Annotated in this window: 21 protein-coding genes; 5 read left to right on the top strand and 16 right to left on the bottom strand. The window is 34.5% G+C overall.

Features of this window, described 5'->3' with window-relative positions; genetic code table 11:
* Positions 1–62 precede the first annotated feature (62 nt).
* Positions 63–296 (bottom strand): hypothetical protein, encoded by a 234-nt coding sequence (locus CAP47_RS08335; protein WP_100776209.1) that lies wholly within the window; start codon positions 294–296, stop codon positions 63–65.
* A gap of 69 nt (positions 297–365) precedes the next feature.
* Between CAP47_RS08335 and CAP47_RS08330 the strand changes: the two genes are divergently transcribed.
* Positions 366–1508, top strand: coding sequence for a serine hydrolase domain-containing protein (locus CAP47_RS08330; RefSeq protein ID WP_100776208.1), 1143 nt, complete (start codon positions 366–368; stop codon positions 1506–1508).
* A 2-nt stretch (positions 1509–1510) separates the two neighbouring features.
* Positions 1511–2221: a 3'-5' exonuclease gene (locus CAP47_RS08325; RefSeq protein WP_100776207.1), complete on the top strand. Its 711-nt coding sequence runs from the start codon at positions 1511–1513 to the stop codon at positions 2219–2221.
* Positions 2222–2293: 72 nt separating this feature from the next.
* Here the strand turns inward: CAP47_RS08325 and CAP47_RS08320 are convergent, their stop codons facing one another.
* From CAP47_RS08320 to CAP47_RS08310, 3 genes are read right to left on the bottom strand one after another with little or no spacing between them, the layout of a single operon-like run.
* Entirely contained in the window at positions 2294–4120 is a 1827-nt protein-coding gene (locus tag CAP47_RS08320; protein WP_100776206.1) for a M1 family metallopeptidase, read from the bottom strand.
* Positions 4121–4123: 3 nt separating this feature from the next.
* Positions 4124–5797, bottom strand: coding sequence for a S8 family serine peptidase (locus tag CAP47_RS08315; protein WP_100776205.1), 1674 nt, complete (start codon positions 5795–5797; stop codon positions 4124–4126).
* Between the two features lie 15 nt (positions 5798–5812).
* Positions 5813–6670: an MBL fold metallo-hydrolase gene (locus CAP47_RS08310; RefSeq protein WP_100776204.1), complete on the bottom strand. Its 858-nt coding sequence runs from the start codon at positions 6668–6670 to the stop codon at positions 5813–5815.
* Positions 6671–6764: 94 nt separating this feature from the next.
* Between CAP47_RS08310 and CAP47_RS08305 the strand changes: the two genes are divergently transcribed.
* The 3 genes from CAP47_RS08305 to CAP47_RS08295 are packed head-to-tail and all read left to right on the top strand — an operon-like array spanning position 6765 to position 10245.
* Entirely contained in the window at positions 6765–8654 is a 1890-nt protein-coding gene (locus CAP47_RS08305) for a cation:proton antiporter (protein ID WP_100776203.1), read from the top strand.
* 36 nt (positions 8655–8690) lie between these two features.
* Entirely contained in the window at positions 8691–9791 is a 1101-nt protein-coding gene (gene dprA / locus CAP47_RS08300) for a DNA-processing protein DprA (RefSeq protein ID WP_100776202.1), read from the top strand.
* A gap of 10 nt (positions 9792–9801) precedes the next feature.
* Positions 9802–10245 carry a hypothetical protein gene (locus CAP47_RS08295; protein ID WP_093238599.1) on the top strand — a complete coding sequence of 148 codons (444 nt, stop codon included), beginning with the start codon at positions 9802–9804 and terminating at the stop codon, positions 10243–10245.
* An 80-nt stretch (positions 10246–10325) separates the two neighbouring features.
* Here CAP47_RS08295 and CAP47_RS08290 read toward each other — a convergent pair whose 3' ends face one another.
* From CAP47_RS08290 to thiL, 12 genes are all read right to left on the bottom strand, one after another.
* Complete coding sequence (locus tag CAP47_RS08290) at positions 10326–11219, bottom strand: DUF3078 domain-containing protein (protein WP_100776201.1); 894 nt, start codon at positions 11217–11219, stop codon at positions 10326–10328.
* 21 nt (positions 11220–11240) lie between these two features.
* Positions 11241–11747 (bottom strand): DUF2480 family protein, encoded by a 507-nt coding sequence (locus CAP47_RS08285; protein WP_100776200.1) that lies wholly within the window; start codon positions 11745–11747, stop codon positions 11241–11243.
* Positions 11748–11767: 20 nt separating this feature from the next.
* Positions 11768–12091: an SUF system Fe-S cluster assembly protein gene (locus tag CAP47_RS08280; RefSeq protein ID WP_093238605.1), complete on the bottom strand. Its 324-nt coding sequence runs from the start codon at positions 12089–12091 to the stop codon at positions 11768–11770.
* Between the two features lie 10 nt (positions 12092–12101).
* The gene (locus CAP47_RS08275; RefSeq protein ID WP_100776534.1) at positions 12102–12473 is read right to left on the bottom strand and encodes a SufE family protein; all 372 of its coding nucleotides are present in this window, start codon (positions 12471–12473) and stop codon (positions 12102–12104) included.
* Between the two features lie 52 nt (positions 12474–12525).
* A complete protein-coding gene (locus tag CAP47_RS08270; protein WP_100776199.1) occupies positions 12526–12939 on the bottom strand; it encodes an META domain-containing protein in 414 nt (137 codons plus the stop codon).
* On the bottom strand, positions 12936–14174 hold the full coding sequence (locus tag CAP47_RS08265) for an aminotransferase class V-fold PLP-dependent enzyme (RefSeq protein WP_100776198.1): 1239 nt from the start codon (positions 14172–14174) through the stop codon (positions 12936–12938). Before CAP47_RS08265 ends, CAP47_RS08270 begins: the two co-directional genes overlap by 4 nt.
* Positions 14175–14222: 48 nt before the next feature.
* The gene (sufD, locus tag CAP47_RS08260) at positions 14223–15536 is read right to left on the bottom strand and encodes a Fe-S cluster assembly protein SufD (RefSeq protein WP_100776197.1); all 1314 of its coding nucleotides are present in this window, start codon (positions 15534–15536) and stop codon (positions 14223–14225) included.
* Between the two features lie 20 nt (positions 15537–15556).
* The gene (gene sufC / locus CAP47_RS08255; RefSeq protein ID WP_093238617.1) at positions 15557–16315 is read right to left on the bottom strand and encodes a Fe-S cluster assembly ATPase SufC; all 759 of its coding nucleotides are present in this window, start codon (positions 16313–16315) and stop codon (positions 15557–15559) included.
* Positions 16316–16318: 3 nt separating this feature from the next.
* Positions 16319–16732 carry a hypothetical protein gene (locus tag CAP47_RS08250; protein ID WP_153043510.1) on the bottom strand — a complete coding sequence of 138 codons (414 nt, stop codon included), beginning with the start codon at positions 16730–16732 and terminating at the stop codon, positions 16319–16321.
* A gap of 10 nt (positions 16733–16742) precedes the next feature.
* Positions 16743–18188 carry a Fe-S cluster assembly protein SufB gene (sufB, locus tag CAP47_RS08245; RefSeq protein ID WP_100776195.1) on the bottom strand — a complete coding sequence of 482 codons (1446 nt, stop codon included), beginning with the start codon at positions 18186–18188 and terminating at the stop codon, positions 16743–16745.
* A gap of 11 nt (positions 18189–18199) precedes the next feature.
* Complete coding sequence (locus tag CAP47_RS08240; protein WP_100776194.1) at positions 18200–18529, bottom strand: HesB/IscA family protein; 330 nt, start codon at positions 18527–18529, stop codon at positions 18200–18202.
* A 73-nt stretch (positions 18530–18602) separates the two neighbouring features.
* Positions 18603–19655 (bottom strand): thiamine-phosphate kinase, encoded by a 1053-nt coding sequence (thiL, locus tag CAP47_RS08235; protein ID WP_100776193.1) that lies wholly within the window; start codon positions 19653–19655, stop codon positions 18603–18605.
* Positions 19656–19805 lie beyond the last annotated feature (150 nt).

Genomic DNA, 19805 nt, shown 5'->3' with positions numbered 1-19805 from the left:
ATTAAAATAATCTATAAGCTGTTTGAATAAACTCAAGCAGCTTTTTTATGCCATAAAAAAGCTTACTCTTCCTCTTCAAGTTGCTTCAGCTTTTTGACTTCATTCTTTTTCAGATATTGCAAAATCATCATTGCAGAGACAATGAGTAAAAGTGCAATCAGTAAAGATGACTCAAAAGCTTTGTTCATAAACACATAAATTGTGTAAATCAGAAATCCAATCCACACTAAACCTGTGAAGTAAAACAAAGATTTTAATGTTTTGACACGACTTTTTATTGTTTCTTTCTTATCCATTTGAGTTGCTTATAAATCAAAGTTAAAAAATTCAATTATCTTAGAGACAAATAATTAATATTCTCCTTCATGAAAGTCATTCGTCAAGTCCTGAAATGGGTTATTGGTCTACTACTTTTAATCTTTGTCCTTCTCTACATATTCGATGCAACCTATATTTTAAAGGGTATTCGTGTTGTTTACTTCACTGGTCACAAAACTGCTTTTATAGATGATTATCCTTATTTCGATAACCGGACGATTGAAAACAAAACCGTTCAGCCTTGGAAAGAAAAAGAATCAAACATCAAACCGACAGGCCGTTTAAAAGACACTTATGACGAATACGGAACAATCGCATACCTGATTATTAAAAACGGTAAAATTGTTTACGAAGATTATGCTGAAGATTATTCAAAAGACTCTAAAACAAATTCCTTTTCAATGGCAAAGAGCATTACGAGTGTTTTACTTTTTAAAGCCATTCAAGATGGGTTTATTAAAAGCTTAGATCAACCCATCACTGATTTCTATCCAGACTTTAAAGGTGAGTTTGCCGATCAAACCACAGTTGGCGATTTAGCCTCGATGGCATCTGGTTTAAATTGGGAAGAACATTATTACAGTCCATTCTCAATGACAGCGAAAGCTTATTATGATGATAATATTTCTGAGCTCATTGAAAGTTTAGCTATTGATGAAAAACCTGGTGAAAGTTTTAAGTACCTCAGCGGAAACACGCAACTTCTCGGGATGATTATCACAAAAGCAGTTGGTAAAAACCTTTCAGAATACCTCAGCCAAAGTATTTGGAAACCTTTAGGCATGAAAGATACAGCTTATTGGCAACTTGATGGAATTGATAATGGCATGGAGAAAACATATTGTTGCATCGCTTCTAACGCACGAGATTTCGCGAAAATCGGACAACTTTTTTCACAAAACGGACAATGGAACGGAGAACAAATTATCAAACCTAAATTTGTTGAAAAAGCTACAAAAGCACGCTTCAAAGACAGTCCTTACGGCTATGGGTTTTGGATCAGCGATTATAAAAACAAACACATTTTTAGTATGCGTGGTATTTTAGGTCAATACGTCATCAGCATTCCTGAAGATGATTTAGTGGTTGTAAGACTAGGACATAAAAGAGACGAAGAAAAAGTGAATGAATTTCCTAAAGATTTTTATATCTATATCGATGAAGCCTACCAAATGCTGAAAAACCAATAATTATGTTAGATAAACTTCACCTTGACAATATTCTTTTTTTAGATATTGAAACAGTTCCTGAATATGAGGATTTTCAAGAACTTGATCCGACAACGCAAGAGCTTTTTGACACAAAAACAGCTTATAAAAGAAAAGAAGAAACCGCTGAAAACTTTTATGAAAATGCCGGTATCTGGGCTGAGTTTGGGAAAATCGTTTGTATTTCGGTTGGCTTTCTCGTAACCAAAGAAAGTGAAAGACAGTTTAGAATGAAAAGTTTTTCAGGTGAAGAAAAAGAACTTCTGTTAGAATTTAAATCACTTTTAAATACACATTTTAATCAAAATCAACATTTGCTTTGCGCACATAATGGAAAGGAATTTGATTTTCCCTACATCGCAAGACGTATGCTGATTAATGGAATCAAACTTCCTAAAAAGCTTAATTTATTTGGAAAGAAACCTTGGGAAATTCCTTATCTAGATACTTTAGAACTCTGGAAATTTGGCGATTATAAGCATTACACATCGCTTAAACTTTTGACTGCTATTTTAAAAGTCCCTTCGCCAAAAGATGATATCGATGGTAGCCAAGTGAAAGATGTTTATTACAAAGAAAAAGACATCAACAGAATTGTCACTTATTGCGAAAAAGATGTTCTGGCCATTGTCCAAATCATCTTAAGACTGAGGCAAGAAAAGCTTTTAGAAACTCACGAAATCATGAGTGTTTAGGAAATAATGCAAATTAAAAAAGCCGTCAAACTTTTATATTTGACGGCTTTAGATTTTTAAATCAAAGGAATATTACTTCAATACTTTCACATTATTTGTCCGATCAACATCAGCCATAAATTGGCTTGGATCAATTTCAATTTTAGTGATTGCAAAATTAGTCACAGGTAGCTCAAGTTTGTAGGTAGGAAATGCCCAAGGCCAATCCTCTTCTACAACACCTGGGTTTGGTTTTGTCCAGCGCATCATTCTCAAAGGAATATAAATCATTTGAGTAGATCCGTCTTCGTAAGTCACCTCAACTTCAAGTGGCATCGGCATTAAGCCTTTACGCTCTAGGTTAACGATGATTGTATTTTGGGTGACATCGTTTTGTACAGATGTGATTGCATAATCAATCTGATTCGTTGTACGTGTCCAATCATTAAGGTACCATGACAGTTCAGCATCACTTACTTTTTCAGCTATTCTGATAAAATCATTAGGAGTTGGGTGCTTAAATTTCCACTCATCGTAATAACGATGAATTGTTTTTTGCAAATTATCTTCACCGATTAAGTAGCCTAATTGAGATAAGAAAACAGCTCCTTTTGAATACGCAGAAGCTCCATAAGCCGCGTTGTACTTATAACGATCAGCATGTGTTGTCTGCGGATGCTCAAACCCTGAATTAGCTAAGCCAATGTAAGAGTTATAAGATCTTTGATGAGGAAAATCTGGATCTTTCTCAAAAACAGCATTTTCAGCTAAAGTTGATATATATGAAGTAAAACCTTCATCCATCCACTCGTGTTTTGATTCGTTCGTTGCCAGCAAATGCTGAAACCAAGCGTGAGCTAATTCATGAGCTGTGACACCAACTAAACTGCCAAAGCTTCTTTCACCTGTAATCAAAGTACTCATCGCATACTCCATACCTCCGTCACCTCCTTGAATAACTGAATATTGTTTGTACGGATATTGACCAATATGCTTGTTGAAATACTTTAGAAGTCCTTCAGTTTTATCCTGTAAATTGACCCAATTTTCTTTAATATCTGGATTGTCTTTATATAAAAAGTGAAGTGTTGTTCCATCATAAGCTGTACGTTTATCATGGATATACTCTGGATCTGCTGCCCAAGTAAAATCATGAACATCTGGTGCGATAAAATGCCATGTGAGTTTTCTACCTTTTCTTTTCACTTTTACACCTTCATCCTCGTAACCATAACCAATCTCATTAGGATTTTGCAAATAACCTGATCCTCCTAAGATGTAATTTTTGTCAATTTTAATTTTGACATCAAAATTTCCCCAAACACCGTGAAATTCACGACCGATATAAGGATCAGCATGCCAACCTTCAAAATCATATTCAGCTAATTTCGGATACCATTGCGTCATCGACAAAGCCACTCCTTCTGCTGAATTACGACCAGATCTTCTGATTTGCACAGGGACTTGACCTTCAAATTTCATATCAAAAGTTGTACTATTGCCTGGCAAAATCGGATTTGCCAAACGGACTTCAAGCACAGTTCCTTTGACTTGATAAGAAGCATTCTCACCGTCTTGCATTAAACTTTTAACCTTTATAAAACCGATTTCATCTTCTGAAAGTTTAGAAATTCTATCTCCAACTCTACTGTCTGGATCTTTAATCGTTCTTGATCTGACATCCATTTCACTTCCTGGCTGAAAAGCATTGAAGTACAAATGATAATAAGCTTTATAAAGTGTATCTGGAGAATTGTTTGTATAAACTAACTCTTGCTCTCCATCGTATTGATATTTTTTAACATCAAAATCGATATTCATCGTGTATTCAACGTGTTGTTGCCAATATGAAGTATCGTTTTGCGCAAAAGCAACAAGCGAAAAAATGAAAAGATTTAAACTAAAAAAATAACGTAGCATAAATTAAAGTTTTGATGCGTAAATAATCGCGTTGTATAAGTTCACCATCTTTCCTGATTTAGAAAGTTTATTAAATGGTCGCATATCTTCAGCATTACCACCAACAATAACTTCCATATCAGTTGTTAACCCACTATTAACGATAGCATCTTTAATTTGCTCCGCTGATAATTTTGGGAAAAGCGAACGAAGAACAGCAGCAACACCTGCAACATTAGGAGATGCCATTGATGTTCCTTGTAAAAATTCGTATTTGTCTAAAGGCGTTGTCGCGTAAATTGCTGAACCTGGAGAAAATACATCAACACTTTTAAGACCGTAATTTGAAAAACCTGAGACTAAATTTTCACCATAGCTTGGTGTAATTGAACCAACGTTGATAAAGTTAGAAACGATTTCATTTTCGTTTTCTGGCCATTGATCGTTAGGGTAAACACGTTTTTCATCAAGATCAATCCCTTCATTTCCAGCAGCATTAATAATTAAAACGTCATGCTTTGCAGCATAAGCGATAGCTTCGTTAACTTTATCAGGATGGGGTGAGTGGTATTTACCAAATGATGTATTGATAACTTTTGCACCATTATCAACTGCATAACGAATACCCATAGCGATATCTTTGTCATACTCATCACCGTCTGGAACGGCTCTAACAGCCATAATCCTCACATTCTCAGCAACACCATCCATTCCGATGTCGTTATTTCTCTTTGCAGCAACAATACCAGCAACGTGAGTTCCGTGCTTAGCATCTTCTTTTTTAGGATCTGGACCAGCAACTTGGTTGTTTCCATAAATAGAAGCAGTGAAGTCATTTTCATCATCACCTAACTTTTCTGCACGCGCATTTAAATCAAGGTTAAAGTGAGAATCAACTCTGTTTCCATAATAATCAATACCGCCTTGTAGTTGCTTTTTAGCTTTTTCTAAATCTTCACCAACATTTGACATGATGTTCATCAAAAACATTTTCTGTTGATTGATTTTCTCATCATCAGACTGCATGTTTTTAAGATTTTCTAAAGTTAAATCTTCACCTTTAAGCGAGTCTGTCAAATTCTTTTGAGCAGTTGTTAACTGTTCAATTAAGTTATTATAGTAACCAAGGTTTGCCTGTGTTTCTTGAATTTCTTTATCAAGTTCAGCTTTTGCAGCCTTGTACATAACGAACTTTTCTTTATCTTCAGCAGAAACATCAGATAAAGTTTTACCTTCAAATTGATCTTGATAATCTCTGACAATACGTGTCATTTCAAGATTCTCTTCAACGATGTCTCCTAAAAAATTCCAGCCATGAACATCGTCAACATATCCGTTGTTGTCATCGTCAACATTATTATTAGCAACTTCTTTAGGATTAACCCAAACAACATCTTTTAAATCTTCGTGCTCAATATCAATTCCGCTATCAACAATAGCAACAATAACTTCTTTTCCTTCGTAATCTTTGATCAGTTCATCATAAGCACGCTGTGTACTCATCCCAGGGACAGTGTCTTTGACCAAGTCCATGTGGGCCCAAGATTTTCTAGCATCTTCAGAGAGTGAAGATTTCTTGACATCGCTAAAATCGTTTGTTAGCGGTGTAGCATCAATTTTAGGACCACTTGCACAGCTAATCATAAGTCCTGAGGCAAAAACAAGGCCTGTGACTTTTTTTAAAGAATTAAATTTCATTAGATAAATATGTGTTTAATTAAACAGTTCGTTAAATGTAAATGTTTCATGATGTCTTGCACCTTTTTCGGTATCTTTTAAGGTGATTATTTCATTATGTGCATCATGCTCCAAAAATAAGTAATAGTTTTGATTTACAGCTTCATCCAAAAAAGCTTTCTTTTCTTTTAAGGTTAAAAGCGGTCGGGTATCATAACCCATCACAAAAGGCAAAGGCACATGACCTGCAGTTGGTAGCAGATCAGCTGCAAAAACTAATTTTTTACCTTTATAACTTATGATAGGGATCATTTGTTTATCGGTATGACCATCAACAAAAATAACCTCAAATCCCAGTTCTTGATAAAAATGACGCTGAGAGGTACGCTCGAGGAAATTAAGTTGACCAGATTCTTGGATTGGTAAAAGGTTTTCCTTCAGAAAAGAAGCCTTTTCTCTATCGTTAGGATTAATAGCCCAATCCCAGTGTTCACGATTTGTCCAGAATTTAGCATTTTTAAATGCAAGTTCGTAACCTGTTTTGTCTTTATTCCACTGAACACTTCCACCGCAATGGTCAAAATGTAAGTGTGTCAAAAAAACATCTGTGATATCATCTGGATGAAAACCTTTAGCTTTCAATGAATTTTCAAGACTGTGATCGCCCCAACGGTAATAATAACTAAAAAACTTTTCGCTCTGCTTATTGCCTAAACCAGTGTCGATTAGAATCAATCGATCTCCATCTTCAATAAGAAGGCTAGTTGCAGCAATATCAATCATATTATTTGAGTCAGCAGGATTTGTTCTTTGCCAAAGTGATTTTGGAACAACACCGAACATTGCACCTCCATCTAACTTAAAATTCCCTGTCTCAATCGGGTATATTGTCATATTATGAAGCTTTTATTGCCAAAATACTAAATCTGTCTTAATTTAGGCTTTCATATTTTTTGAATTATGCTATTTTTAACAACAAAAATTATTTATGGTTGAGTTAGCTGGTATTATTATTTTAGGAATTCTTGCTCAGTGGTTTGCGTGGCGTTTAAAAATTCCTGCAATTTTACCTTTAATCCTCATCGGACTATTAGTTGGTCCTGTGGCAACACTTTTTACTCCTGACAATACGAAACTCATCGAGCCTATTTGGAATGGTGAATCTGGTTTGTTCCCTGGTGAAAGTTTATATTACTTTGTTTCATTAGCTATTGCTATTATTCTTTTTGAAGGAGGTCTGACATTAAGGCGAAGCGAAATTTTAAATGTCGGCCCTGTTATTGTCAAATTAATCACAGTTGCTGTTGCAATAACCTTTGCAGGAGCTGGTATTGCCGCACATTTTATTTTAGGACTAAGCTGGCAGATATCTTTGCTTTTTTCAGCATTAATTATCGTGACTGGTCCTACCGTTATCTCACCAATTCTTAGAAATATTCCGCTCAAGAAAGATGTTTCATCTATTCTCAAATGGGAAGGAATTCTTATTGACCCAATTGGCGCTTTGGTTGCTGTTTTAGTTTTTGAATTTATTCTAGCTGGTAAAGGTGAAGCTTACACTACAACTGCTTTAATCGAATTTGGAAAAATTGTTTTATTCGGATTTACATTTGGATTTACTTTTGCCCATGCTTTGAGTTTTGCAGTTAAAAAGAAGGTGATTCCTCATTATTTACTAAACGTTTTCACGCTTGCTACAGTTCTAGGTGTTTTTGTACTTGCCGATCAATTTGCTCATGAAAGCGGACTTTTAGCCGTTGTTGTGATGGGAATCATTATGGGACACACAAATCTTCCTAATCTTAAAGAATTACTTTATTTTAAAGAATCCTTGAGTGTTTTATTGATTTCAATCTTGTTTATTTTGCTTGCGGCAAACATCAATTACGAAGATTTATTGCTGGTTTATAACTGGGAAACATTGATACTATTTGTGGTGATTGTATTTATTGTAAGGCCGCTTGGTGTCTTCCTCAGTAGCATCAACTCAACCTTAGAGTTTAATGAAAAACTCTTTATTAGTTGGGTGGGCCCTCGTGGTATTGTTGCTGCTGGTATCGCGTCTTTATTTGGTTTAAAACTGATGAATCAAAATATTCCAAATGCTGAATTAATCACGCCTTTAGTCTTTACAATCGTCTTAGGAACAGTACTTTTAAACGCAACGACAGCAAGACCTATTGCTAAATTATTTGGTGTCTTTTTAACAGATGCACAAGGTATTTTGATCGTTGGCTCATCATCTTTTTCAAGATTAATTGCTCAATATTTAAAAGATAATAAACGTCACGTTGTTATTGTTGACAACAACAAGAGCAATATTGAGAAAGCTAAACAAAAAGGAATTGATGCAATTCATGCTAATATTTACTCTGATGATTTAATCGATAATATCGAGCTTAGTGACGTGGGTTATATGATGGCATTAACAGGAAATACTTCTGTTAATAAAAAAGCAATTGAAAATTTTGCGAAAACTTTTGGCGAACACGGAACTTACCGTGTTATTTCTTCTGAAGAAATGGAGGATCCTGAACAAAATCCAGAGGAAGGCTTATTCTCTCACACTGATGATTACATCAAACTTGTGAACTTGTCAAGAAGATTCCCTAAGATTAATGAAATTGATTTAAATTCTGAAGAGCACTACAGAGGCTTGGTTGAAATAAGTAAAGTTGAGTCTGATATTATTCCTTTATTTATTAAAAATGAAGACGGTAAGCTTAACATTATTAACTCGAACAGTATGGATGTCGAGATAGATGAAGGATCAGTTCTCGTTTATCTTGGTAAAGAGTTTAAGCAAGAAGAATCTAAAGAAGTGACTAAAGATGAAGAAGAAATTGACGTGGAGATTAACGAAGAAAAAACAGATTAATTCATAAACCCAAGAGGAATTTCCTCTTTTTTAAAAATGACACTAGACGAACTCCAACATGCGATTGCACTCAAACTCATTCCTTCTGTTGGAGACACAACAGCTAAAAAGCTCATACAGCATTTTGGTTCTGCAAAAGCCATTTTTAATGAATCAAAAAACGATTTAAAAAGCTTAACTGGTATAGGTGAAGTTAAGTTGAAAGCTTTTAAAGATTCTGCCTACTTGACCAAAGCTGAAGAGGAAGTCAGGTTTATTGAAAACGAAAAGATTGATTACACTTACTTTAAAGATAAGAACTATCCGTATTATTTAAAACAATGTATTGATTCGCCAATTGTATTGTTTTCAAGAGGTAACATTGATTTACAAAATAAAAAAATTATCAGTATTGTTGGAACCAGAAAGATAACAACAAGTGGTATCGAGTTTTGTGAAAAATTGATTGAAAACATCGCTCCACTCAATCCAGTTATTGTTTCTGGCTTCGCTTATGGTGCAGACATTACAGCTCATAAAGCTGCGATAAAAAACAATTTACAAAACATTGCATGCTTGGCTCACGGACTCGATCAAATCTACCCAAAAGTTCATAAGAAATACAAGAAAGATGTTGAAAATAACGGTGGCTTCATGACAGATTTTTGTAGTTATCAAGAATTTAATCGTAACAACTTTTTATCTCGAAATCGAATCATCGCAGGGATAAGCCAGGCAACAATTGTTATTGAAAGCGCAGAAAAAGGAGGTTCTTTAGTTACGGCGCATATTGCAAACTCATACAATCGAGATGTATTTGCCGTTCCTGGTAGGCCTACAGATCAATACAGCAAAGGCTGTAATTCTTTGATTAAAAGACAAATGGCTCATTTACTCACCGATCCTGCTGACATTATTTATCATCTCAACTGGGATATTGCAAAAGAGAAAAAGAATAAACAAACACAACTCTTCGTTGAATTAACAGATGATGAAGAAACTTGCCTTAAAATTCTTGAGAAAAAAAGAAAGGCTGAACTTGATGAAATAGCCATTAACTGCCAGTATTCAACTTCAAAAACAGCAAGTATTTTATTAAATTTGGAACTTAAAGGATTAATTAGACCTTTGCCTGGTAAACAATTTGAATATATATAAATCTTAAATAATGAAAACTCTTAAAACTTTGTTTCTTGTCGGTTTAGCGATAATCGCTATAGCTTGTAACGAGGAGCAGAAAACAAAAATTGAATCTGATTTTAAAAAGGAAATTGATAAAGCCATTGAAATTCATGATGATGTAATGCCCAAAATGAGTGATATCAACAAAAAAATCAGAAACCTTGATACGCTTACAGGAATAGATAGTACAACGGTTAATGCATCTAAGGAAAAATTAAAAAACGCTCATGGCGAAATGATGACCTGGATGAAAGATTTTAGTCAAGGTTTTAGCACAAAAGAAATCAGAGAAGGCTTGCAAACTGACAATGCTGATACAATTGAACTTAAAACAAATTTAGCTATCAAGTTTAGAGAAAAAGCGATTAAGATGCAGAAAAACATCAATGAAAGTCTAGAAGAAGCTAAGAAGGTTTTAAATAAAAACTAATTACTAAATTCTTTACTAACAAAAAAAGGCAGTTTCACTTTACAGCGAATCTGCCTTTTTTATGAAATAATATTAATTGCTTAAAGTTCAAAATTGACGCCAACACCTAAAACTTCTCTCACCTGAAAACCTTTAGCAGCGTTATCATCATAAATCGCTTGAAAAGTCAGGTTTGTTGAAATATATTTATTGACTTTTAAAACTAAATTCATGGTATAATCAAGATCAACATTTTGTGGATCTTCTAAATAGTTTGAATACAATGCTAAAATATTCTCCATGCTTATATTGTCCATGATATCAAACTTAGCATAAGCATTAACCGAAGCTCCAAACTCAAAGCGAGTTGTTTCACCTTCATCCAAACCAAAAAAATCGCCATCTTCATAACCAGGCGTTGTTGTAAACTCTTTATCGGCAGAAATCATACGCCCTGATAATGGTGAGATATTAACTTTAAGGTTATTGCTTTTTTTCCATAAAGCACCTAAAGCTATTTGCGTATAAGCAGGTGACATGAATTGCGTTTCTTTCTCTCTGATTTCTTCACCGGTATTTGGATCTTCATCAAATTCATAACCTTTATCAAACTGTGTTTTGAAGTTGAGTAAAGCTGAAGCAAACCAGTTTGTATCTTGAAATTGACGTCCTAAAATAGAGTTAATTTCAAAACGGTCACTCGTTTTTCTGTAATTGTCTTGCTCTTTTGTTTTCGTAATTCCATAATCTGCAAGGATCTTTGTATCCCAACTATACTGATCTTTCTCGTAATTAATATCATAATTAATCACAATATTACCTGAGTAATTTGAGGTTCCACCACCTTGCCATTCCGCATTAAAAGCAGATTGATTAATAAGTAGTGAAAAGGTTCCTCCTGTTTTCCAGATTGAATCTTTTGGAGTTGGGTTTGAGTCTTGCGCATATAGACCAAGGCTCAGAAATAAACTTAAAAGAAAACTTATTTTTTTCATAGTTATACTAATATTTAGGATTTATTTTTTCTTTTTATAAAGCGGAACGGCAGAACAAGCTTCACCATACATGATGCTTTTTGCGTATTCCTGTAGTTTTGAAATAATTAATAGATAGGCATTTTGTGGTACTGGCTTATCACTGCAACCTTTCACAATAATTGGTTTATCTTGATATTCTGATAAATCAATGTCTCGAAGTTTTTCAGCATATAGAATGCTTTCTAAAACTTCTAAATCACCGTAAACAATTTTTTTGGCATAAGCCTTAAGATGTGTAGCAACAAGCATATAAGCCCAAGTTGGCACAATAGCATCTGATGAACAATGTAAAGCGACATAAGCGCCTTTATACTGCTCCCAATCAAACTCTCTTAAAGCCTGACGGAATTCTTTCTCGCGCAATACGAATCCTTCATACAGCCATTGCTTTAAGTCTATTTGGGAACGCGTTCCTGGCACATAATAATCTTCAAGATTAAATGTGATTAATTGACTTTGTGCAACACGGTTTACAATTTCTGACATAAATAGTTTTTATATAAAGCTTAGAGCATTCCTAATTCAAGTTTTGCTTCTTCACTCATTAAATCTTGTGACCAAGGAGGGTCAAACGTCAATTCAACACGTGTGTCATTCACTGAATCAAGTGATTTTACTTTTTCACCAACTTCTTGAGGCATTGACTCTGCCACTGGACAGTTAGGCGAAGTCAAAGTCATTAAGATTTTCACATCTCTGTCTTCATTGACAAAAACGTCATAAATTAATCCTAGCTCATAAATATCAACTGGGATTTCTGGGTCATAAATTGTTTTTAAAACGCGAACAATTTCGTCGCCTAGTTCTTGAGTATCAACTTTATCTGACATAATTTTTCATTTAATGGTTACTGTATGCGATAGCATACATTTTTAATTGTTTAATCATACTGACCAGTCCATTTGCACGCGTTGGCGAAAGGTGATCTTTTAAACCGATTTCATCTAAAAAATCAGTATCAGCATTCATAATTGCCTCCGGAGTTTGGTTAGAGAAAACACGAATCAAAATCGCAATAATTCCCTTTGTAATAATCGCGTCACTATCAGCAGTAAAAATAACTTTACCCTCTTCAAAATCAGCTTTGACCCAAACTTGACTTTGGCAACCTTTTATTATATTATCTTTAGTTTTGTAAGCTTCATCAATCATTGGAAGCGATTTCCCGAGTTCAATCATGTACTCGTAGCGTTGCATCCAATCATCAAACATGCTAAATTCGTCAACAATTTCTTCTTGTATTTCTTTGATATCACTCACTATATTATTGTTTTTGAGCTTTAATTAAAGTTTCGCCTTTATCGTTTTCAAAAATAATCTCTTTTTCTGTTTGTTCAAAAGTCGAGATTCTTGACGCTAATTGAAAAAGAAGGTTTTCGTTTTCCATTTGTTCAGCGCAATATTTCTTCGTTGAAACGCCGTGACCTAAATTGATACGACCATCGGTAATTGCGTAATTAAATCGGTAATTATTACAACCTCCAAAGCCATAGATTTTAGCATCCTTGCTAGAAATACTCAGATCTAAACTTCCTTTTGAAACATCTTTCTGACCGAGTTGTACGATGTGGAAGTCATCAGACTTTAACTTCTCAGAATTAGTAGCCGACTGTCCTACTTGACATGAAACAACTAAACTTAACAAACAAAGTGAAAATCCGGCTTTTACTAATCTCATAACAGCATTGATTTTGCTTTTTTGACAGCCTCAATAAAGGTATCAATTTCTTCTTTAGTGTTATAAAAAGAAAAAGAAGCACGTACTGTTCCAGGGATTTTATAAAACTTCATAATTGGCTGAGCACAATGATGACCTGTTCTTACAGCGACGCCCATTTTATCTAGAAGTGTTCCGATGTCATAAGAATGAATGCCTTCAATATTAAATGAAATCACAGCTGTCTTTTGTTCAACAGCGGTTCCGTAAATTCTGACATCACCAATTTCATTCAATTGATTTGTCGCATAAACCAATAGCTCCATTTCATAATCTGCAATCGCATCAAAGCCAATATTATTCATATAATCAAGAGCGACACCAAAGGCAATTCCGCCAGAAATGTTTGGCGTTCCTGCCTCAAATTTATGTGGTAAACCTGCATAAGTTGTTTTCTCAAAATCAACTTCAGCAATCATCTCTCCTCCACCTTGATATGGCGGAAGTGCTTCAAGAAGTTCTTCTTTTCCATATAAAACACCCACACCAGTTGGACCACACATTTTATGTGCTGAAACTGTATAGTAGTCAATATCTAAAGCCTGAACATCTGCTTTAATATGTGGAGCAGCTTGTGCACCATCTATCAAAACTTTAGCACCAACAGCATGTGTTTTCTCAATGATTTCTTCAATAGGATTAATTGTCCCTAAAGCGTTTGAAACATGATTAACAAAGACAAGTTTCGTATTGTCATTGAGTAACTGGTCAAAAGTATCAAGCTCAAGTTCACCGTTTTCTGTCATCGGGATAACTTTAAGCTTGGCTCCTGTTTTTTCGCACATCATCTGCCAAGGCACAATATTAGAGTGATGCTCCATCGCCGAAACAATCACCTCATCTTGCTCATTTAAAAGCTGAGAATAACCATGAGCAACCAAATTTATAGCATGAGTTGTACCAGCTGTAAAAATGATTTCATGCACATGCTCTGCATTGAAATGTGCTCTTATTTTTTCTCGCGCCTGCTCATAAGCGTCTGTTGCAATTTGAGATAACGAATGCACACCACGATGAATGTTGGCATTGTAATCTGAATAATAATGAACAATCGCGTTAATCACCTGTTGTGGCGTTTGAGAAGTTGCTGCATTATCAAAATAAACGAGCGGTTTCCCGTTTATCTTACGTTGAAGAATAGGAAAGTCCGCTCGAATTGCATTAATATCTAATGTATGTTTAGAAGTTTCTTGCATTGTTTTAAAAATTTAATGAACTCCCAAACAATGGTAATTACCTTAAATTTACGAGTCGAAACCTAATTCAACACCTATTTTTAAAGCGATTTGTTTGGTAATTCTTTTCTTAATTTCAGGAATTTTCACACTGCTTAAAACATTATTTGCAAAAGCAAACATCAGTAATGCACGTGCCTCTTTGTAAGGGATTCCTCTAGTTTGTAAATAATAAAGTGCTTCTTTATCTAATTGACCAATTGTACATCCGTGACTACATTTCACATCGTCAGCAAAAATCTCCAACTGTGGTTTTGAGTTACAAGTTGCTGTATCGTCAATCAAAATATTGTTGTTACTCTGAAAACCGTCTGTTTTTTGAGCAATTTTATCAACGAGTACTTTTCCGTTAAAAACACCAACAGATTTCTCTGAAAAAATGCTTTTATAATCTTGATAACTCTGACAATTAGGCTGTTGATGGTGAACCAATGTGTTATGGTCAACATGCTGCTTACCTTCAATAATCGTCACACCTTTTAAAATAGAGTTGATATTTTCTCCTTCTTGGTAAAAATTAAGATTGTTTCTTGTTAATTTACCTCCAAAAGAGAATGTATGCACTGAAGCAACACTGTCTCTATCTTGCTTCACAAAAGTATTATCAATTAAAGAAGCTGAAGTGTGATCGTTTTGAATTTTGTAGTAGTCAAGTTTAGCATTTTTCTCAACAAATACTTCTGAAACAACATTTGTCAAAACTGGATTTTCAGTTAAACTTTGATGCCTCTCAATGATTTCGACCTGAGATCCTTCTTCAAGAACGATTAAGTTTCTTGGTTGTACCATCAAAGCTTCTTCATTTCCTGTTGAAAAATTCAGGATTTGAATCGGCTTCTCAGCAGCTACATTTTTTGGGATGCGGATGTAAGCACCTTCTCTTGTAAAAGCTGTATTTAAGGAAACCATGCTGTCTTCTGGGACAGCTTTATTGAAATATTTATCAATAACTGGCTTGTATTTGTCTTTGTTTAAGGCAGAAGACATCAAGCAAGCATCAATCAACTCGTGCGTTGTATTTGATAATTTTGATGAAAAAATACCATCGACAAAAACAATTGTATACGTATCAATATCGTGGATAAAATACTTCTTAACATCCTTATAATCAAGCGCATCTTCTTTTTTCGGGAAAAAGTTATAGTCTTGTTTTAAAATAGGTTTTAAAGAAGTGTATTTCCAATCTTCTTGTCTTTTTGTAGGAAAACCTGTTTCCTCAAAAAACTTGATAGCTTCATCTCTATGTTTATGGATATCACTTTCCATATCAACATTCTCTTCAAAAAGTAGATAAGATGAAATTAATTTATCTTTTAGTGTCATTTTTATTACTTTTTGAGTGATTAAAGACGTGCAGTTTGTTCTTCCTTAATCCAATCATAGCCGCGTTCTTCAAGAACCTTAGCAAGCTCTTTATCACCAGATTTAACAATCTTACCATCAAGTAAAACGTGTACAAAGTCAGGAACGATATAATCTAATAAACGCTGGTAGTGTGTAATCACTAATGTTGCATTCTTATCTGTTCTTAAATTATTGACGCCGTCAGAGACAATTCTTAAAGCATCGATATCAAGACCTGAATCTGTTTCATCAAGAATAGCTAGTTTTGGTTCTAACATTGCCATCTGGAAAATTTCGTTACGCTTTTTTTCACCACCTGAGAAACCTTCGTTTAATGAACGTGATAAGAATTTTCTATCGATTTGAAGTAATTCAGATTTTTCTTTAATTTTTTTCAGCATATCTTTTGCTGGCATTGCTTCTAAACCTTGTGCTTTTCGAACTTGATTAATTGACGTTCTCACAAAGTTAGTCACCGATACGCCTGGAATTTCAACAGGATATTGGAATGAAAGAAAAATTCCTTTATGTGCTCTTTCATCTGGAGAAAGCTCTGAAATATTTGATTTTTCAAAAATAATATCACCTTCAGTTACTTCAAAATCTTCATTTCCAGCGATAACAGAAGCTAATGTACTTTTACCAGAACCATTTGGTCCCATAATCGCATGAACTTCACCAGCATTTATTTCAAGGTCAATTCCGTTTAATATTTCTTGACCTTCAACGTTAGCATGTAGGTTTTTTATTTTAAGCATGATTTACTTTGTTTCTAATTTAACTTTTTGTTTTTGTGGTGCTTTGACTTCAACAATATCTTCGATAATTAGCCATTCTTCCCACGTATTTTTTTGTTCTGACTTAGTAATTTCACCTGTTAAAATCACAGGAATCATATCAAAACTATCTTTTTTAACTTTATTAGTTTTTTTGACAAGCTCATTTGCTTTATCGTTCATTTTTATACCATAAATAAAGTCGTCTCCTTTTAAAACAGCTAAATTATCTAGGTAAATAAATTCACCTTTAATCAATTTTCCTGCTTCATATGTGCGCGTGCTTTCAAATTCTTTCACTGTTTTTTCAGTTTTTGAAACATCAGATTTTTCGCTTTTCTGACAAGCAACAAGTGATATTAAAACGAAAACAATAATAACTTTGAGTCCTTTCATCATAACTAATTAATTATCCAACTGAACCTTCTAATGAGATTTGTAATAGTTTTTGAGCTTCAGCAGCAAACTCCATAGGAAGTTTGTTTAGTACTTCTTTACTGAATCCATTCACGATCAGTGCAATTGCACTTTCAGTATCGATTCCTCTTTGGTTACAGTAGAAAATTTGATCTTCACCAATTTTACTTGTCGTGGCTTCGTGCTCAACTTCACCAGTTTTGTTTTTCATCTCGATGTAAGGGAAAGTATGCGCTCCACATTTATTCCCCATCAATAATGAGTCACACTCTGAGAAGTTACGTGCATTTTCTGCGCGTTTATTCATCTGAACTAAACCTCTGTAAGAGTTTTGAGAATTACCAGCAGAAATTCCTTTTGAGATAATTGTACTCTTGGTATTTTTACCAATATGTATCATTTTCGTTCCCGTATCTGCTTGTTGGTAATTATTTGTCACAGCAACTGAGTAAAACTCACCTACTGAATTATCACCTTTTAAAATACAGCTTGGGTATTTCCATGTAACCGCAGAGCCAGTTTCGACTTGTGTCCAGCTAATTTTTGCATTTTTCTCACACAATCCTCGCTTTGTTACAAAGTTAAAAACACCTCCTTTACCTTCTTTATCACCAGGGAACCAGTTCTGAACTGTACTATACTTAATTTCAGCATTATCAAGTGCAACAAGCTCTACAACTGCTGCGTGCAATTGATTCTCATCACGCATTGGCGCTGTACAACCTTCAAGGTAACTGACATAACTTGAATCTTCAGCAATCACTAAAGTTCTTTCGAACTGACCTGTTCCAGCTTGGTTAATTCTAAAATATGTTGAAAGCTCCATTGGGCATCTGACACCTTTTGGAATGTAGCAGAATGAGCCATCACTAAAAACGGCTGAGTTCAATGCTGCAAAAAAGTTATCTGTTGTTGGAACAACCGAACCTATATATTTCTTAACAAGTTCTGGATGTTCTGAAATAGCTTCAGAAATTGAACAGAAAATAATTCCTTTTTCACGAAGATTCTTTTTAAATGTTGTCGCAACAGAAACTGAGTCCATCACAACATCAACAGCAACACCAGCTAATTTCTTTTGCTCTTCTAATGAAATACCTAATTTCTTAAATGTGTCAAGTAATTCAGGATCAACCTCATCTAAACTATCATATTTCGGTTTGTTATTAGGTGCCGAATAATATGAAATAGCCTGGTAATCTGGTTTTTCGTAACCGACGTTTGCCCAATCAGGCTCTTCCATTGTTTTCCAATGTCTGAAAGCCTCTAATCGCCATTTCGTCATCCAACCTGGCTCACCTTTCTTTTTAGAAATTCCTATCACCACATCTTCATTAAGGCCGGGTGGAAAAGTATCAGATTCAATATCGGTGTAAAAACCGTACTCGTACTCTTTATCTTTGAGTTCTTTTTCTAATTCATGTTCTGTATAAGACATAGCATTCTTTTTTATAATGAAAAACTTTCGCCACAACCACATGTGCGTTGTGCGTTCGGATTATTAAAAACAAAACCTTTGCCGTTAAGACCTCCTGAATATTCTAGTGTTGTGCCAACGAGGTATAAAAAGCTACTTTTATTAACAACGATTTTAACGCCATTATCCTCAAACACTTTATCTTTTTCTTCATGATTTTTATCAAAATTCAAATCATAAGACAATCCCGAACATCCGCCACTTTTTACGCCAACGCGTACAAAGTCGTTATCAATCTTAAAGCCATCTTCAGCCATTAAGGCTCTCAACTTTTGCTTTGCTGTTTCACTTACTTTGATCATCCTTTTTTAGATTAATTCTAATTAATGCACAAAGATACATTTAACCTTATCAAAGACAAACTCATTAACAATATTATTCATCTTCATCAACTGTGTTCCAACCTCTTGCTTGCATTGGGATTTTCGTGTTCATTCTTGAGATTAAATGAATTCCTTCTTTTTCTTCAACCATGTGACCAATCACAGTTAAGTGCGGATTTGCTTTGATTTTCTCATAATCATTTTGGCTAATTGTGAAAAGTAATTCATAGTCTTCACCTCCATTTAAAGCGACAGTTGTGCTATCTAATTTAAACTCTTCACAAGTCGAGATAACTTTAGGGTCAAGAGGAATTTTATCTTCATATAAGTTAGCGCCAACTTTAGAGCTTTTGCAGATGTGCATTATTTCTGAAGAAAGCCCATCACTGATGTCAATCATTGAAGTTGGTTTCACTTCAAGTTTTCTCAAGAGTTCAGGAATGTCTTTTCTTGCTTCTGGTTTTAACTGTCTTTCGATAAGGTAAGTATATTCAGTTAAATCAGGTTGTGAATTTGGATTAACCTTAAAGACTTCTTTTTCTCTTTTTAGAATTTGCAAGCCCAAATAAGCAGCACCAATATCACCAGTCACAACTAGTAGATCGTTTGGTTTAGCGCCATTTCGGTAAGCGATATCCTCTTCTTTTGCTTCACCTAAAGCAGTGATGCTGATTTGTAAACCTTTGACTGATGAAGTTGTATCGCCTCCAATCACGTCTATATTGTATAAATCTGCAGCTTTTGTAATTCCTGCATATATTTCTTCAAGCGCTTCAACAGTAAAACGATTTGAGCAAGCAATAGAAACTGTTATTTGTTTTGCTTCGGCATTCATTGCGTAAACATCTGATAAATTGACCATGACAGCTTTATAACCCAAATGCTTCAGCGGCATGTATGACAAATCAAAATGCACACCTTCAACTAAAAAATCTGTTGTTACCAATGTTTTGTGCTGATGATCTATCACAGCAGCATCATCGCCAATTCCTTTAAGAGTAGAGTCTGGGTGTTTAATTTTAAAGTGCTGTGTTAAATGATCTATCAATCCGAATTCACCTAACTCTGATAATTTTGTTTTACTATCTTCTGTGTTGTCAAACATCTTTTTAAATTATTTTGCAAAGTTAGTGATAAAGATTTTGATGACGATATTTTATCAAATTAGCTCAAGCTTCCAAATGCTAAAATTCTCTAAAAAAATGAGCATAAAAAAATCGCACTTTAAAAAGTGCGATTTCAGAAAAAATAGATT

This window comes from Psychroflexus sp. S27 (assembly GCF_002810405.1).
GTDB lineage: Bacteria > Bacteroidota > Bacteroidia > Flavobacteriales > Flavobacteriaceae > Psychroflexus > Psychroflexus halocasei_A.
Note: the sequence above shows the minus strand (reverse complement) of the source record. Positions and strands in the feature narration are given on the sequence as shown.

Bases quoted from the DNA above. Each gene is read 5' to 3' on its own strand.
- CAP47_RS08335 (WP_100776209.1), bottom strand. From the start codon at position 296: ATGGATAAGAAAGAAACAATAAAAAGTCGTGTCAAAACATTAAAATCT.
- CAP47_RS08330 (WP_100776208.1), top strand. From the start codon at position 366: ATGAAAGTCATTCGTCAAGTCCTGAAATGGGTTATTGGTCTACTACTT.
- CAP47_RS08325 (WP_100776207.1), top strand. From the start codon at position 1,511: ATGTTAGATAAACTTCACCTTGACAATATTCTTTTTTTAGATATTGAA.
- CAP47_RS08320 (WP_100776206.1), bottom strand. From the start codon at position 4,120: ATGCTACGTTATTTTTTTAGTTTAAATCTTTTCATTTTTTCGCTTGTT.
- CAP47_RS08315 (WP_100776205.1), bottom strand. From the start codon at position 5,797: ATGAAATTTAATTCTTTAAAAAAAGTCACAGGCCTTGTTTTTGCCTCA.
- CAP47_RS08310 (WP_100776204.1), bottom strand. From the start codon at position 6,670: ATGACAATATACCCGATTGAGACAGGGAATTTTAAGTTAGATGGAGGT.
- CAP47_RS08305 (WP_100776203.1), top strand. From the start codon at position 6,765: ATGGTTGAGTTAGCTGGTATTATTATTTTAGGAATTCTTGCTCAGTGG.
- dprA (WP_100776202.1), top strand. From the start codon at position 8,691: ATGACACTAGACGAACTCCAACATGCGATTGCACTCAAACTCATTCCT.
- CAP47_RS08295 (WP_093238599.1), top strand. From the start codon at position 9,802: ATGAAAACTCTTAAAACTTTGTTTCTTGTCGGTTTAGCGATAATCGCT.
- CAP47_RS08290 (WP_100776201.1), bottom strand. From the start codon at position 11,219: ATGAAAAAAATAAGTTTTCTTTTAAGTTTATTTCTGAGCCTTGGTCTA.
- CAP47_RS08285 (WP_100776200.1), bottom strand. From the start codon at position 11,747: ATGTCAGAAATTGTAAACCGTGTTGCACAAAGTCAATTAATCACATTT.
- CAP47_RS08280 (WP_093238605.1), bottom strand. From the start codon at position 12,091: ATGTCAGATAAAGTTGATACTCAAGAACTAGGCGACGAAATTGTTCGC.
- CAP47_RS08275 (WP_100776534.1), bottom strand. From the start codon at position 12,473: ATGTTTGATGATTGGATGCAACGCTACGAGTACATGATTGAACTCGGG.
- CAP47_RS08270 (WP_100776199.1), bottom strand. From the start codon at position 12,939: ATGAGATTAGTAAAAGCCGGATTTTCACTTTGTTTGTTAAGTTTAGTT.
- CAP47_RS08265 (WP_100776198.1), bottom strand. From the start codon at position 14,174: ATGCAAGAAACTTCTAAACATACATTAGATATTAATGCAATTCGAGCG.
- sufD (WP_100776197.1), bottom strand. From the start codon at position 15,536: ATGACACTAAAAGATAAATTAATTTCATCTTATCTACTTTTTGAAGAG.
- sufC (WP_093238617.1), bottom strand. From the start codon at position 16,315: ATGCTTAAAATAAAAAACCTACATGCTAACGTTGAAGGTCAAGAAATA.
- CAP47_RS08250 (WP_153043510.1), bottom strand. From the start codon at position 16,732: ATGATGAAAGGACTCAAAGTTATTATTGTTTTCGTTTTAATATCACTT.
- sufB (WP_100776195.1), bottom strand. From the start codon at position 18,188: ATGTCTTATACAGAACATGAATTAGAAAAAGAACTCAAAGATAAAGAG.
- CAP47_RS08240 (WP_100776194.1), bottom strand. From the start codon at position 18,529: ATGATCAAAGTAAGTGAAACAGCAAAGCAAAAGTTGAGAGCCTTAATG.
- thiL (WP_100776193.1), bottom strand. From the start codon at position 19,655: ATGTTTGACAACACAGAAGATAGTAAAACAAAATTATCAGAGTTAGGT.